We start from the raw sequence: 14,802 nt of genomic DNA, 5'->3' as shown, positions 1-14,802 counted from the left end.
TAGAGGCTCATCATGTCAGTATTACCTCTTGTCGTCGGAATGGGCGGTATCAATGCCGCAGGCCGTACCTCATTTCATCAAGGCTTTCGTCGCATTGTGATCGATAAATTAACCGCACAAGCACGCCAAGAAACGTTTTTGGGCCTCGCCACGTTAATGAATTTAGTCCAATACCAAGATGGCCAATTGCTTGACCAAGCGGGTAATGTGATCGATGCCGATAAAATAGAAGCAACCTTTGGTGAACAAATTTTAGCCGGGACCTTGATCAGAAAAATTGAGAAAAATCACTTTGATCCTGATGCTACTCATTGCCATCAAAAATTAACGCTTATCCCAAGTGATGGCGCAGTGGTATTTGAAACCCGCACCCGTGATTTACCAACGCCAGTCCCTACTAGCTGGGTCATAACTGAGCTAGAAAAAGGCCGCGTAAAAGTAGAAATAAGCGAAAGTTTAGTCATCACACACGACAGCTTTCGTGATAACCCAATTAAAGCTGCAGGCCAATTCCCAACAGGCTTTGAGCCAGCCAATTTATACAATAGCCGTTATCAGCCCCGTGGCTTACAAGCAACTATTTTTGCTGCCAGTGATGCTATTCATTCAGTCGGGATCGATTGGCAAGATATTATGCAACACATCAAACCAGACCAAGTCGGTACCTATTCCGCTTCGGTCGCAGGACAAATGCATGATGAAGGGTTTGGCGGGCTGATGAAAAGTCGCTTATTAGGTGACCGTGTTAGCACTAAAAACCTCGCTCTTGGCTTAAATACCATGTCGACGGATTTTATCAATGCGTATGTAACTGGTAATGTTGGCACCACTTTTACCGCATCGGGCGCATGTGCCACTTTTTTATATAACCTCAGCGCGGCGGTCAATGACATTCAAGCTGGGCGAATTCGTGTTGCAATTGTAGGCAGTGCCGAAGCTGCCATTACCCCTGAAATTGTCGAAGGGTTTGGCAACATGAGCGCATTGGCCAATGAAGAGGGCCTCAAACGCCTAGATGGCACAGAAACAGCCGACCATCGTCGCACGAGTCGCCCATTTGGTGAAAACTGTGGTTTTACCATAGGTGAAGGCGCGCAATTTGTCGTGTTGATGGACGATAAACTCGCTATTGAAACGGGTGCAAATGTAATGGCTGCCGTACCAGATGTGTTTATTAATGCCGATGGCATCAAAAAATCTATCACAGCGCCAGGCCCTGGAAACTACATCACTATGGCCAAATCAGTGGCCTTAGCTCACAATGTTTTAGGCGCCGATGCGGTTAAAGAACGCAGCTTTATTTTGGCTCATGGTTCAAGTACCCCGCAAAACCGCGTCACTGAGTCACTGATTTACGACAAAGTTGCCCAAGCCTTTGATATTACAAATTGGCCTGTTGCAGCGCCAAAAGCCTTTGTTGGCCATACAATTGGGCCTGCAAGCGGCGACCAAATGGCCATGGCCTTAGGTATTTTTAGCCACAATATCATGCCAGGTATCACCACTATTGATAAAGTGGCCGACGATGTATATGACGAACGTCTTGATATTCGAACCGAACACTATCTTTGCTCTGACATGGATATTGCGTTTATTAACTCTAAAGGATTTGGTGGTAATAACGCGACTGCGCCAGTATTTTCTCCTAAAGTGTGCCTCAACATGCTGACCAAACGGTACGGCGAGGCCAAAATGGCCGAGTACCAAAGCAAACTTGAGCAAGTCAAAGCCAAACAAGCTGTGTATCAACAGCAAGCTGATTTAGGACAATTTGACCTCATTTATAAGTTTGGTGAGGGTCAAATTGATGAAAATGAGATGACCATGAGTTCACTGGCAATCAGCTTACCAGGTTTTGAAAATGAGATAGCTTTAAGCCAAGAGAATCCATTTAGCGACATGGTCTAACCAGCACATAAAAAAAGCCACTGAGTGGCTTTTTTTTATGTCTATCCCTACACTTGAAATTACAAGTTAAAGGAACTCAATTTGTTACGGATCATTTTTTTTGTTTTGGCGTTTACTCTCTCGCCTTCAATTTTGGCAAAGTGCTTACTTAATTTGGCCGCACCAACCGATATTTCGGTATTAAGCAGCGAAATAAAACGTTTGAAACGTGCTTATCGTCGTATTAATTGCGAAATTAATATTCATCCAATGCCCGCAGGTCGTGCGATCCGACAAGATAATCTTGATACGACAATTGATGGAGAAGTCGTACGCTTTACAAATTTTAGTCACATTGTGCCTGATTTTATTATGGTCGAGCCGGCAATAGCGCATATGAAAGTGTATGCTTACACAAAAAAAAACCTGCACTCACCCATCTCATGGCAAGTACTGCATGACTATTCTGTAGCGACCGTGAGAGGGTATGTGATGATTGAACAACACCTGTTCAACCACCCAAATAACCTTGCAGTCACCGACAGCGCACAAGTCATCAGCTTACTTGAAAAAGATCGCGTCGATTTTGCTATTTTGCCAGAGCCTGTTGCTTTATTTACAGATGAGACAATCCACAAGTCACACCCGGTATTATTATCTGAACCTTTGTATCACTTTTTGCATAAACGCAATCAGCACCTCGTCGCGCCACTCAGTAAAGCACTGCAAACAGAATTGGATGCATTAAAGGCTCATTAAGCAACGCACCTTGCTTTACTTTCATCTTTAAAGTCGTAAAATTAATTGCATGTCTCTGAGAGTTTGCTCCATGTCCCGTATTCCTTTTGTGCTCATCTTGCTGTTTAGCAATCAATGTTATTCCAATGCGAAACAAGTCGTTTATCAATATATTCAATCTGACGGAACTGTTGCTTTCACAGATCAGCAGCCCCTTAAGCAAAATTATAATATATTGGCGTATGAGTGTTTTGCCTGTGATTTGAACTCTCAAGTGGATTGGTACCACACTCAACTATTTAATGTGGAATATCAGCAAGAAATTCACCAAGCAAGTCTCGAACATCAAGTGCCAGCTGCACTCATTAGGGCCATGATCCATGCAGAATCCGCTTTTGACGCTGACGCCATTTCGAAAAAAGGCGCTATTGGATTAATGCAATTGATGCCAGAGACAGCACGGTATTTAGGAATAACAAATCCAAGTTTGGCGCGAGAAAATATAAAAGGGGGCGTAAAGTATTTAGCGCAACTACTCGATACTTTTCAAGGGAATATCAAACTGGCTGCTGCGGCATATAACGCAGGTCCAAGTGCGGTGAAAAAATATCAGGGGATCCCACCCTTTGAAGAAACAAAAGCCTATGTTAAACGCGTCAGTATTTTACATAAGCGCTATCAACAAGCGACACGGATCCATCGAAAAAATAGCTAATCCGCCCCACGTATTTTAACAGCTCTTCGCTTTAACAACTTTGTTTTTATGTAGTTAAGGTAAGGTTCAGCTAAAAACTGTATTATCAGCCGTGTAGATAACTTATCCCTTGTAGCTTATTGCGATTGTGCTAATCACAATAAGCGCCCAAGCCAGCAACTCTCTGCTGGCTTTTTTATGCGTGTTATAAACACCCTGAATTATATTCAAAAAACCAACTAATAAATTGATTTAAAAAATAATCGGTTGTTTCTATTTTAAAATAACGACTGTTGATAAACGATTTCGCCATCGAAGAGCGTCAGCATGACTTTAACGTGTTTAAGTTGATCTGTTGCCGTCGTGGTTATGTCACGATCAAGCACAACAAAATCAGCACGCTTACCCACTTCGATTGAGCCCACTAAATGCTCTTGCCTCATGGTATATGCACCGTTAATTGTATAAGCACGAATAGCCTGATCGAGCGTCAACTGCTCTGGAGCACGGTTAACTGCATTATGTAAACCTAAAAACGGATTAAAATGGCTAACGCTCCAGTCGCTACTCAAAGTCAATCGCGCGCCTGCATCGGTCAGAGATTTAATCGGTACCAAGTGATCTGAGCGCTCGTGTCCGATTAGTTCATTGTTTTCAGCCCAATGTTCAGGGTTCGTAAAATCACCCGCCACTTGCGCGTCTGCGGTTACATTCAGCTTTGAAAAACGCTGATAATCATCAGGATCAACCACTTCAACATGGGTAATACGGTGCCGCCCTTGCTTATTACTTGCCAACTCGACCGCATTGAGCGCTTCAGTAATGGCGCGATCACCGATCCCATGCATGTGGAAATCAAAGCCTATCGGTTCTAATGCTCGGATGTATTTTTCAATTCGCGGTTGGCTAAAATAATTGAGCCCTTTGTTACCATATAATCCTAATAAATCATACTGATAGGGTTCATTCATTGCCGCGGTGCTGTTCACCAAAATGCCATCTGAATAGAGCTTAATCTGATTTATTTTGACTAACTTGTCATAGTTGTTTTGATAAAGATTGGCCAGCATTGTTAGCTGTTTTTCGTCATTTAGCTCAGGGTACGCCCATAAACCTAAGTTCACTCTGACTGTTAGTTTGTTGTTTTGCTCAGCTTGTTGCCACACTAAGTGTTGATCACGTTGCCAATAACTGCGCGCATCACTTATCGAGGTAATGCCGTATTTGGCAAATTCAGGCAAGGTATAGTCAACTAACCCAGCGTATTCGTTATCAAAATTGTGCCCAAGCGCATCAAGTGCTTGCTGCATCACAATATTGCCCGCGTTATCGTACAAAATACCGTTCAATTCACCGTTTTGATCGCGACCCAGAACGCCACCAATTGGATCTGGACTTGAATGAGTTAGGTGAGCTAACTCCATCGCTTTAGAGTTCACCCACATTGAATGAGAGGTTTGCTCCATAATTATCACGGGTCTATTTGGTACCGCTTCATCTAATATTTCTCTGGGAGAACGCTCTGCATCATGCAAGGTTGCAATTGAATGACCATAACCTATTAACCAAGTCGCCGCAGGAAAAGCCGAGCTTGCTTGTACGATTGGATCAATAAATTGCTCTGCATCTAGCTGGGTTTCTTCTAAGGTAAAGTGCGTGCTGTCTGAGCCACTTTCTAAAGGATGAATATGCACATCATGGAAACCAGGCATTAACGTACGCCCTTGTAAATCGTAAATCGTTGTTTGCTCAGTTATAAAAGCTTGTACTTGCTCGGTAGAGCCCACAAATACGATTTTATTTCCTTTCACCGCAACGGCTTGCGCAAAAGGCTGATTCGGATCAACGGTGTAAATCTGGCCACCTAAAAACACCTGATCAGCCGCCATTTTAGTCTCGACAGCCTGATTATTGGTGTTATTTGCGTTTGATTGCTTAGTACACGCTACTAACGATAAGCTCGATAGCGTCAGTATCATCACTGAAACTAGTTGGGTTATTACTTTCATTATCACACTCCAATTAAAAAAGCTGAGCAAACTTAACATAACTAAGGTAACCGTCAGGTAACAGTCGAGTTCGCAGCAATGCTACACTTGAAGCACTATTCAACATTGACCTACTGAGTACTTAAGTAATGATAGTGTTATTGGCAGAAGATGAGAGTCATTTAGCCACCTTAATTATTGATTACCTTGAAGCCGAGGACGTTGAATGTGATTACGCACCCAATGGCCGAATTGCGATGAACCTTTTAAAAACAAACCATTACGATGCGGTTATCCTTGATATTGAAATGCCCTATTACGATGGATTTAGTGTCTGTGAACAATTAGCAGCTTTGTCCTTTTGCCCGCCAGTGATGTTCATTAGTGCTCGGTCTGAACTAGATGATAAATTAAAAGCGTTCTCACTCGGAGCCATCGAATATATATGTAAACCATTCGAGTTGGCCGAATTATTAGCACGTTTAAACATTATGATCCGAGTGAAGCAACCCGCTAACGTGAACCAATTTACCCTTGATACATTAACTGTCGATTTTGGCCAAAGACAGATTTGTCGGTCAAATCGGGTGATCACTTTGTCACCCAAACAGTGGCAATTAATGACCCTATTGTGTCATCACAGTCCAAACTTGGTTAGCAAAGATCACATCATGGCATCCTTGTGGCCTGATCAGACCGACAACATTGATAAATATAAAACATTATTAAATCGCCTCAGACATAACTTACAGCGTGATGATGAGTCGGTAATCTTGCATACTCATCGCGGAGCAGGAGTCGCATTAAAATGACAGAGCAGACATCGTTTCTTCGTTTTTTGAAGTTGCAACTGGCGGGTATTTTTATTGTTATGAGCCTCATCGTCGTATGTTTACTGACTTATAGTCACTACATTGGCTTAGATGACTCCACTGATTATTATATCCAGTATGAAGCAGAAACTTTAAGTGAAGCCTACCAACCTAATGATGAGATCATCGAGTTTGATCCTCAAGTAAAAGAATATTATTTTTCAGCAAAGGCACTGCCTGATGCCTTGCTATCTTTTATGCCTTTGCCGATTAATACTGTGCATTTAATCGAGCTCAATTCACACTTAGTGTATATTTTGCCTTATAAAACTCATAAAAATGCCCCTGTTTTTTACGTGCTTCATTATTTTGATATTGACACGCAGCTATCTGATTTTAATCGGCTTGCCATTATCTCCTTAGTCATTTTGCTCGGCTTTTTTATCTATTTGAATTATTTAGGACGTCGTTTAGCGTCACAATTTGGCACGTTCACTCCTTGGATTAAACAATTAGCCACACATTCCACCCCACTCCCTTTACCAAAAAACGTTGCGTTTGATGAATTGCTGGCGCCATTAAATTTACTCAATCAAATAAAACAAGAAAACGCCGATTTACTGCTGCAACAGCAGCAAGCTGTCGAGCAAAAAACGCTATTTTTACAGTTTCTGGCTCATGAGTTACGCACACCCATTGCAATACAACAGGCGGCATTGTCTCGCTTAGCGCAATTAGATGATATCGAAGAAGAGGTGTGGCAGACATTCTGTAAAGTAGAAATGGCAACGGAGAAAATGAAACAATTGAGCCAGCGTTTATTACTGCTTTGGCAATCGACACCTCTTGAATCATGTTTAGTTGATGTGCAAGCCAGTATTAAACATTCATTGACCACTTTGTCACAACGTGAGTCGTCTTTGGTAATCATTTACGATCAGCCCATGCAACTGACTAACCTAAATGTAAACCCCGAACTTTGGCAATTATTAATCGACAATATTCTTCAAAATGCGGCCAAATACAGCCTAGATGGTCAGGTGAACATTCGATTATCAGACGCTCAAATTTGCTTTTCAAATCAGATAGCTGCTCCTATAAAACCAGTTCAAGGAGCAGCCAAGACCGAAAGCTTTGGAGTCGGTTTATTTATAATCAAACAAGTGTGCCAACAACTGGCAATTACCCTAAACATTAGCCAAAGCAACCATTACTACCGCGTGAGCTTAAACTTTGTCTAGGGCATTTGAGATAATCGACTGATTATTTAACCGATAATTCCACGCTAATATTGCCGCGAGTAGCATTTGAATAAGGACACACCTGATGAGCTTGTTCGACTAAAGCCTGCGCTTGTGTTTTGTCCATCTCACCCAATGACACAGATAATTTAACCGCAATACCAAATCCAGCTGGAATAGGGCCTATTGATACTTCTGAATCAATATGTGTCTCTTTTGGTAAAGCAATTTTTGCTTGTCCTGCGACAAACTTTAACGCGCCAATAAAACACGCTGCATACCCTGCCGCAAATAACTGCTCTGGATTAGTGCCTTGACCATCATCACCACCTAATCCTTTGGGAGTTGATAAATTGACATCTAATCGTCCGTCATCTGATTTCGCTGATCCTTCACGACCACCCGTTGCCGTCGCTTTAGCTGTATAAAGTACATCGTTTAAAGTCTTCATTGTGATTCCTATTGAGTTTAAGTTAACAATATAGTTTGCATGCAAAATAATATACGCGAATTTTTATTGATTGCAAATACTTTGCACACAAAATAAAATAACTTTTTTGGAGGCGCTATGACTTATTCACAATTACAGCTTGATAAACAGGTATGCCATCGGCTTTACATGGCATCAAATGCATTAATACGGACTTATCGGCCTTTGCTCGATGCGTTAGATCTCACTTATCCGCAATATGTGGTGATGATGGCGCTGTGGCAACAAGATGACATTACTATCCAAGCGCTGTTAGAAAAAACAGCCATTGATGGTGGCGCCATGACATTGATCTTAAAAAAAATGCAAAGCAAAGATTATTTACACGTATTCGCAAGCGACGAAGATAAACGCCGTAAAGTGGTCAAACTCACCTCTAAAGGAAGAGAGTTAGCACATCAGGCTCAGACCATTCCCGAGCAAATTCAATGTGCCTTTCCAAGCATCAATCAAGATGATATAAGCCAATTAATTCAGTTACTTGATAAAGTATGCCATGACCTCAACTAGGCTTAAGTGACAATAAAAAAGGCGAGGATTTCTCCTCGCCGATGGATGAATTAACCGCAACTAAATGTTATTTTAAACAATAAGCCAACATCCGCTGATTGTAAGATTTGGCATAATCTCGCCCTTTGTTCCACCACTTTTTATGCTCAGGATCAGTGATCACATCGCCCATTCCCGGCATCATACGGGTTTGACACTGAGTTTCAGCTTGAGTGATTTGCTCATCCGATAAGCCTGGAATTTTCATTCCTCTGCCAGCAATGGCCCATAAACGAAAATCGTTTTCTGATAACGCATGTGCGATATCAGTGTCGACATCTGCTTGCTCTAACCAACTTAATGCGCCAATCGGACTGGTGGTTTCTTGCTGTGCAGGTGTTGACTGCTTATCACATCCGACTAACACCATCAGTCCTATAAGCCACAAAACGTAATATTTCATACCGACTCCCAGTGACATTTCTTAAATAGCAAGCGGCGGCGATAGCTAATCAGCCCCATAAGTCCAAGCAACCACCAGCCGACACTGCCCCCACCTCCTTGATCGTTATTTTCAACAGGTACGGTCGCTGCATTCACTGTTACATTGACATCCGCGTTGTGGCTTGCGCCCTGTCCATCACTGATAGTGTAAGTCAAGATTTCTGAGCCAGTAAACCCAGTTGCAGCAGTAAAGCTGATTTGATTACCATCATGACTCACTGCCCCTGAACCATTGGTAGACACACTGGTGATCTGTAGTTGATCACCATCTACGTCCGTGTCATTGGCCAGTACATTGATGACCACACTGCTGTCTTGCACCATAGACACACTGTCATTTACAGCTAAGGGCGCGTCATTGACTCCATTGACCGTCACAGTAAACTGACTTGTAGTGCTTAATTCATCATCACTGACTGTCGCATTCACTAAGAGCGGGCCATTAAAATTAGCAGCGGGGAGCACTCGCGATCCATCTAAGGTGTATTGCTCACCGGCGAGTAAACTCACTGATAGCTCATCTAAGGTGTTATCAGGGTCGACAATCGTGAGCATACTTTTATCAATTGTAATTGACTGGTCTTCATCGACTGTAATAATGGCGGTATCTTGAATGACTGGCGCATCATTAACCGCAGTCACTGTGACCATCATCGGAAAAATATTGCTGTCTAACTCACCATCATTCACTCGAACATTCACATTTAAAAACCCGGAATAATTAACCGAAGGAGTGTAAGTCGCTCCATTAAATGTGTAGTTATTACCCGCTACCACATGGACGGATTGCGCATTTTGGCTGGTATCACTATCAATAATGGTGATGTCAGAAAGACCAACCTGTGCTGTTGTGTCTTCATTGATAACTTGAGCAGCTATGGCTGAAATCATCGGCGCATCATTAACTGGGTTAACTGTTACCGCAAGATTAAAAGTGTTGCTGTCGAGCAAGCCATCATTAATAATCACTGGCACACTTAATTCACCGTTAAAGTTTGCAGAGCCTGTCACCGACTGTCCATTCACGGTGTAATTCTCGCCGGGCTGTAGCTGCATCGAAAATCCAGTTGGGTAGCTACTATCGGGATCGGTAACTTGCAAATCTGCAAACGCGATTGCAATCGCTGTATCTTCATCGCCATTTATCATTTGCTGACCCGTTATAACTGGAGGCTTCGCATCTGGATTCACACCTGTAATACTGAAATTGCCATTGTTGACAGCATAAAAAATGTTATCTGAGCATTGTATTTTTAAGCGGGCATTACTGGTATTGACTGGCGGAATTTGTACATTTTCACTGCCATCATTAGGGGTTTTATTCGCGATGAGATGACTAAAGGTCATGCCACCATCTGACGATATATGGATATCTACTTCAGCGCAGGAAATAGGCGCGTTTTGTGTCCCTGCCGGATCCCAAATAACTGTCGGGGTATTGCTATGAGTCCAGCTATCTGAGGTATTAGGTGCAGTGACTTTAAGAGGCCCTGCACTGGTGGTCACCGTGACCACCATATTATCGCTGGCGGTATTTCCGGCACCATCACGCGCTATTAAGCGAAAATTCAACGAGCGGTTTGTCACTGCCATAGTTTCACCCAGAGTTTGGCTGGCACTTAACACATCTGGCAATCGGGGCAAATAACGTATTGCTGAGTTCGTCGGCAGCCATGAACGAAATAACGGGCGACTGCCATCGTCCACCATGTCTGCAACACTATTGGACTCAGTGCCTAAATCGAGCTGTTCCCAAGAATAGCTGAGAGTATCGTTATCCGTAGCTTGACCAGTCAAAACAAAAGGCGTATTGGCAGGAATAGTGTAATCATTGCCTGCATTCACAACTGGCGCGGTATTATTAAGAGGCGTAGTGCTCGCGCAGCTACCAGACTGCGCAATATATTGATTAATTTGTGCCACGGAATGGGCATGAAAAAATGCATCACTGTTATTTTGTAAGTTTTGTTCTGAACAGATCCCCGCATACGCCATAATGGTTGAGCCACTGCCAGGCTCATAGGCATCGTTAGCTGAGCGCGTACCACAACTGCCCGCTAAACCATTAAATGTATGCTGGCCCCCAAATTGATGCCCGATTTCATGAGCTACATAATCAATTGAAAAGCCATCATTAATTGGGTTGCCTGAGCCTGTCATTCCTCCCCACTTGAAATTACCACAGACCACACCTAAATAGGCAACTCCGCCACCTCCGGTATTCATTACATGGCCAATATCATAATTAGCAGACCCGATATTTGTATTCATCACCGACTCATTGGTATCAAGATCGGTGTCATCATTTGCATAAGGATCGCTATTGGCATCGGTGAATACAACACTGTCGTTATTTCCCACCAGCTCTAAACGTACGCCTAAATCAGTTTTATACACTTGATTGACGCGATTAATAACGGTGACAATTGCCGCTAAACCTAGCTCTTTTGTGCCGCCATGAAACGCCGTAAACTCACCTGCTGCTGCAACTGCAATTCGATATGTTTTTAGGGTGTCGTTCATGGTCGCTGAAACAGGCGTTTGAGCCATGTTTTGCACAATTTCTGGCAGTAAGACTTCGTCATAACGACGAGCTTGGGCTTGCTGCAGTGTGCGTTTAAAATAACTAATATAGCGCTGATTATTACCCTTCTGAAGTGGATCGATCATCACCCACTGATCTTGATAAAAAACCATGGCATGAAAACCGTGGGGAGTGATATCAAAGCGACCAGTCTGTCGCTTATCTCCAACTTGATAACCCACAAAAGTGCGAATGGAAGGATAGCGCTCAGCTAAAGCACTCGGGTAAATCGGATCATAGGTTAAATTAAAAGCTTGGAAGCGCCCATCGGGCATTGGTAAGTTAAGCGTTACCTCTGAAGAAGCAAAAAGCTGCTGCTCCAATGTAGTCATATTCGCTGCTAATAATCGGTAGTCCTTTGCAACTACATTGACGTCAGTAAGTTGTTCAAGAGACTCTTGAATGTTCACATCATGCCAAAGAGAAGCACTTTGTAAGGAACTTGCATGCACAGTTGAAACAGGTATAAATAACAAACTGAGCAAGAGCAAAGGTAAAATCATACGTGTCATTTTTATCACCGGCCAAGATTGATACTGTAATGAACCAGTGTAGGTGACGATCGCCCATTTAGAAGCAAAATTGCCCACAACCTCAAATATTTTATTCAAACTTTTTCAGCATTGCGGCTCTAGTTAATGAAGACTGGGTGTCAGTTCAACTAAGCCTGCTTTAATTTTAATATCCACAGGTACACTCATCAGCAATCGTTCTGTTGGATTTTGTTCATTGAGGGTATAAATCGGGTTCGCAGCTAAAAACTGCGAAATTAACGCCTGCAAATTATCATCTAAAGGTTTCAAGTTACCTTTAAAACCTGCGGCCTCAATCGATGAATGTAAAATTGCCAATTGTTGTAAATAGATACTGTGATCTTGCCCGCGATAAACAGGTTTCGCTTCCAGTGACGAGTGTAATAACACGGGGTAGCGCAAACCAAACATCTTGATATTCGCTTGGGCTTTGACCGTCAAACGCACCACATCTTTACCATCCGGCCCTACGGTAAAAAGTGCCTGTGTGACACCAAGCGTCACAGGGATCCCCATCACGCGATGTTCAGCAGCTAAACTCGACAGCTGCGCGGCTGTTTGTTGATTAATTGTTTGCTCACTGATTTGATATAGAACCAGAGAATTAAGACTACTGCACCCTGTGAGGCTACCAATCCACACTAATAAAATTACAAACACAACATTTGCTTTTATATACTTAACCATCACAGACCTCTCTTTAAATATGGATGAACTACCTTACTATTTAACACTATCTAACTTGTATCTAGTATGGCTAACTTGATAATTAGGCTCGCAACTTAGCAACAACCAGATACAATTTACAACTCTAATTGAGTTGGATGCATGGCTAAAAAAGTTTATGATTTATTATAAAATACATTATCTTATGGCTGCTATGTACTCTTTAAAAACACCCTTAGCATTCTTGTTCTTAATTTTGCTCAGTGCATGCACGAGCAATTTCATCACCACACTACCTGCAGAAAAAAACACGACATTCAAAAAAAATGAACGTTATATCAACCAATATGCAGGTGAAAAAACCTACCCAATTACTTGCCAACAAGATTGTTATACCCCGCGTCAAGAGCTGAGTTGTGAAATCAATCAACCCGCCACACAATGCCACTATATTGCCGACCAAATCAGACCTAGTTTGAACACTGGCTTTGCCGTTAAATGGCTCGGGCATGCCAGTTTTCAACTTACTACTGGCGACAATCAACATATTTTAATTGATCCTGTTTTTGATCAATTTGATTGGCCTGTCGATGTCGCATTTAAATGGAGTGGCGGCTTGTATCGACAGCAGCCAGCCCAACTAAGCGACACTGAATTGCGCAAAACCAATGCGGTACTTTACTCCCATTTGCATTATGACCATTTTAACAAAACAGATTTAGCCTCGATTGGCACAAAACCGACCTATTATGTGCCCCTTGATATGGCAGATTACTTTCCATCTGGTGGTTATAATATCACTGAACTTCCTTGGTATAGCCAACAAAAACAAGGGGAACTGACCATCCACTCAGTGCCCGCTCACCACTTCAATAGTCGTTATTTAATTCCTTTTTATAATGATGATGAACAAGCTTTGTGGGGAGGGTGGATCATTGAATATCAAGGTCATACACTCTTTTTTGCTGGCGATACCGGCTATTCGCCACATTTTAAAGATATACAACAGCGTTATGGCGACATCGATGTCTGTTTGATGCCTATTGCGTCTTATCACAGTGAGCAATACCCAAAGTGGTACCGTTATGTGCATACCACACCTGAAGATGCCCTGACAGCAGCTGCTGATTTAAACTGTAAAGTGATGATCCCTTGGGGTTATGGTAACGCAACATGGCAAATGGGCGATGGTGAGGTTGTTAAATATGCACGAACAAATGAACTCATCCGTGCCCTTGTATATTTTAAATGAGGGTGATGTTATTGCATTTTAACTGCAGCACTTTGACACAAATATGCTTGGCCAGGGATGGCATCACAACTAACAACAACCCAATCAAAATAATAAAGGTACGCATCAAAACCATTCACCTTTATTCAGTCGATATATTAAATTAATACTCGCAGTATCATCGGTTGTATTATATCGCGTGCTAATGAAACGTTTGATCTCTGCCTTGGTCGCGCATCTCTTCTCCAAAGCATATTGTCACGTAAGATCATCTTCACACTGCGACATATGCCCTTTACATTTTCCCACATTTTTGCGACAGAACTTAACACCTGTTCGGGCAACACTGGACGCCTGTGTTATTTTGAAGCAATCCCCATGAAACTAAGGCCAATCAATTTATCAGCTCTTTGCTTACTCTTAATAAGCAATATGACTCTCGCTGCAAATCAAACGCGGGTTTATCTCTCGACCGAAAGCCACAACCAACAAACCATCAGTGGCTTAGGTGTGCAATATATCGCTTTAGCCCCGCGATCTGAACTCGGCGTTGGACTATTTTCGAGCCTTAACCATGCAAAAATCAACGATCAGCAAGGAGATACTCAGCAGTTTGCTCAATGGGAGATTGGTGGAAAACTCGGTTACTTTGATGTCTTTGAGTTATATGCAGAAATTGGCATGGATATGAGTGAAGGCATGGGAAACCTAGCCTATGTGAGTTTATTTGAACAGGATGAATACGATGAACACAACTCATTTGAACAGGATAGACATGATGACCTGCCCTTTAATGTCGATGGGTTTGTTGGCATCGGCACGGGAATTAGCATTAATCAATTCATCACCATTGGCGCATTTGCTCGCTATCGACAAATCGATAGCGAGCACTGGCAATCAGATAACCAGTTATATGGCGGATTATCGCTAAGTGTGGTGTTTTAA

The 14,802-nt window shown here is 42.5% G+C and carries 12 protein-coding genes and 1 pseudogene; 8 read left to right on the top strand and 5 right to left on the bottom strand.

What is annotated here, in order from left to right:
• Window positions 1–12 precede the first annotated feature (12 nt).
• The 3 genes from PULV_RS19375 (at window position 13) to PULV_RS19365 (ending at window position 3,340) form a co-directional block, all read left to right on the top strand.
• On the top strand, window positions 13–1,908 hold the full coding sequence (locus PULV_RS19375) for a beta-ketoacyl synthase (protein ID WP_086745397.1): 1,896 nt from the start codon (window positions 13–15) through the stop codon (window positions 1,906–1,908).
• A gap of 81 nt (window positions 1,909–1,989) precedes the next feature.
• The gene (locus PULV_RS19370) at window positions 1,990–2,646 is read left to right on the top strand and encodes a type 2 periplasmic-binding domain-containing protein (protein ID WP_193332822.1); all 657 of its coding nucleotides are present in this window, start codon (window positions 1,990–1,992) and stop codon (window positions 2,644–2,646) included.
• A 70-nt stretch (window positions 2,647–2,716) separates the two neighbouring features.
• Entirely contained in the window at window positions 2,717–3,340 is a 624-nt protein-coding gene (locus PULV_RS19365; RefSeq protein WP_193332821.1) for a lytic transglycosylase domain-containing protein, read from the top strand.
• 257 nt (window positions 3,341–3,597) lie between these two features.
• On the opposite strand, the gene PULV_RS19360 is transcribed toward PULV_RS19365, so the two are convergent.
• The gene (locus tag PULV_RS19360) at window positions 3,598–5,328 is read right to left on the bottom strand and encodes an amidohydrolase (RefSeq protein ID WP_193332820.1); all 1,731 of its coding nucleotides are present in this window, start codon (window positions 5,326–5,328) and stop codon (window positions 3,598–3,600) included.
• Window positions 5,329–5,456: 128 nt separating this feature from the next.
• Here PULV_RS19360 and PULV_RS19355 point away from each other — a divergent pair, with 128 nt between their 5' ends.
• Window positions 5,457–6,119, top strand: coding sequence for a response regulator transcription factor (locus PULV_RS19355; RefSeq protein ID WP_193332819.1), 663 nt, complete (start codon window positions 5,457–5,459; stop codon window positions 6,117–6,119).
• Window positions 6,116–7,360 carry a sensor histidine kinase gene (locus PULV_RS19350; RefSeq protein WP_193332818.1) on the top strand — a complete coding sequence of 415 codons (1,245 nt, stop codon included), beginning with the start codon at window positions 6,116–6,118 and terminating at the stop codon, window positions 7,358–7,360. Before PULV_RS19355 ends, PULV_RS19350 begins: the two co-directional genes overlap by 4 nt.
• A gap of 22 nt (window positions 7,361–7,382) precedes the next feature.
• Here PULV_RS19350 and PULV_RS19345 read toward each other — a convergent pair whose 3' ends face one another.
• Entirely contained in the window at window positions 7,383–7,811 is a 429-nt protein-coding gene (locus PULV_RS19345; RefSeq protein ID WP_193332817.1) for an organic hydroperoxide resistance protein, read from the bottom strand.
• 117 nt (window positions 7,812–7,928) lie between these two features.
• Here PULV_RS19345 and PULV_RS19340 point away from each other — a divergent pair, with 117 nt between their 5' ends.
• A complete protein-coding gene (locus tag PULV_RS19340) occupies window positions 7,929–8,360 on the top strand; it encodes a MarR family winged helix-turn-helix transcriptional regulator (RefSeq protein ID WP_086745390.1) in 432 nt (143 codons plus the stop codon).
• A 67-nt stretch (window positions 8,361–8,427) separates the two neighbouring features.
• Here PULV_RS19340 and PULV_RS19335 read toward each other — a convergent pair whose 3' ends face one another.
• The 3 genes from PULV_RS19335 to PULV_RS19325 all read right to left on the bottom strand — a co-directional run bounded on the left by PULV_RS19335 (window position 8,428) and on the right by PULV_RS19325 (window position 12,647).
• Window positions 8,428–8,802 carry a hypothetical protein gene (locus PULV_RS19335; RefSeq protein WP_193332816.1) on the bottom strand — a complete coding sequence of 125 codons (375 nt, stop codon included), beginning with the start codon at window positions 8,800–8,802 and terminating at the stop codon, window positions 8,428–8,430.
• Window positions 8,799–11,939 (bottom strand): tandem-95 repeat protein, encoded by a 3,141-nt coding sequence (locus PULV_RS19330; protein ID WP_193332815.1) that lies wholly within the window; start codon window positions 11,937–11,939, stop codon window positions 8,799–8,801. Before PULV_RS19330 ends, PULV_RS19335 begins: the two co-directional genes overlap by 4 nt.
• A gap of 123 nt (window positions 11,940–12,062) precedes the next feature.
• On the bottom strand, window positions 12,063–12,647 hold the full coding sequence (locus PULV_RS19325) for a DUF1439 domain-containing protein (RefSeq protein WP_193332814.1): 585 nt from the start codon (window positions 12,645–12,647) through the stop codon (window positions 12,063–12,065).
• Between the two features lie 193 nt (window positions 12,648–12,840).
• On the opposite strand from PULV_RS19325, the pseudogene PULV_RS19320 reads away from it, so the two are divergent.
• Window positions 12,841–13,900 (top strand): annotated as a pseudogene (locus PULV_RS19320) (MBL fold metallo-hydrolase).
• A gap of 335 nt (window positions 13,901–14,235) precedes the next feature.
• On the top strand, window positions 14,236–14,802 hold the full coding sequence (locus PULV_RS19315; protein ID WP_193332813.1) for a hypothetical protein: 567 nt from the start codon (window positions 14,236–14,238) through the stop codon (window positions 14,800–14,802).

The organism is Pseudoalteromonas ulvae UL12, assembly GCF_014925405.1.
Lineage (GTDB): Bacteria > Pseudomonadota > Gammaproteobacteria > Enterobacterales > Alteromonadaceae > Pseudoalteromonas > Pseudoalteromonas ulvae.
Note: the sequence above shows the minus strand (reverse complement) of the source record. Positions and strands in the feature narration are given on the sequence as shown.

Bases quoted from the DNA above. Each gene is read 5' to 3' on its own strand.
- PULV_RS19315 (WP_193332813.1), top strand. From the start codon at position 14,236: ATGAAACTAAGGCCAATCAATTTATCAGCTCTTTGCTTACTCTTAATA.
- PULV_RS19360 (WP_193332820.1), bottom strand. From the start codon at position 5,328: ATGAAAGTAATAACCCAACTAGTTTCAGTGATGATACTGACGCTATCG.
- PULV_RS19345 (WP_193332817.1), bottom strand. From the start codon at position 7,811: ATGAAGACTTTAAACGATGTACTTTATACAGCTAAAGCGACGGCAACG.
- PULV_RS19355 (WP_193332819.1), top strand. From the start codon at position 5,457: ATGATAGTGTTATTGGCAGAAGATGAGAGTCATTTAGCCACCTTAATT.
- PULV_RS19350 (WP_193332818.1), top strand. From the start codon at position 6,116: ATGACAGAGCAGACATCGTTTCTTCGTTTTTTGAAGTTGCAACTGGCG.
- PULV_RS19365 (WP_193332821.1), top strand. From the start codon at position 2,717: ATGTCCCGTATTCCTTTTGTGCTCATCTTGCTGTTTAGCAATCAATGT.
- PULV_RS19375 (WP_086745397.1), top strand. From the start codon at position 13: ATGTCAGTATTACCTCTTGTCGTCGGAATGGGCGGTATCAATGCCGCA.
- PULV_RS19330 (WP_193332815.1), bottom strand. From the start codon at position 11,939: ATGACACGTATGATTTTACCTTTGCTCTTGCTCAGTTTGTTATTTATA.
- PULV_RS19325 (WP_193332814.1), bottom strand. From the start codon at position 12,647: ATGGTTAAGTATATAAAAGCAAATGTTGTGTTTGTAATTTTATTAGTG.
- PULV_RS19335 (WP_193332816.1), bottom strand. From the start codon at position 8,802: ATGAAATATTACGTTTTGTGGCTTATAGGACTGATGGTGTTAGTCGGA.
- PULV_RS19340 (WP_086745390.1), top strand. From the start codon at position 7,929: ATGACTTATTCACAATTACAGCTTGATAAACAGGTATGCCATCGGCTT.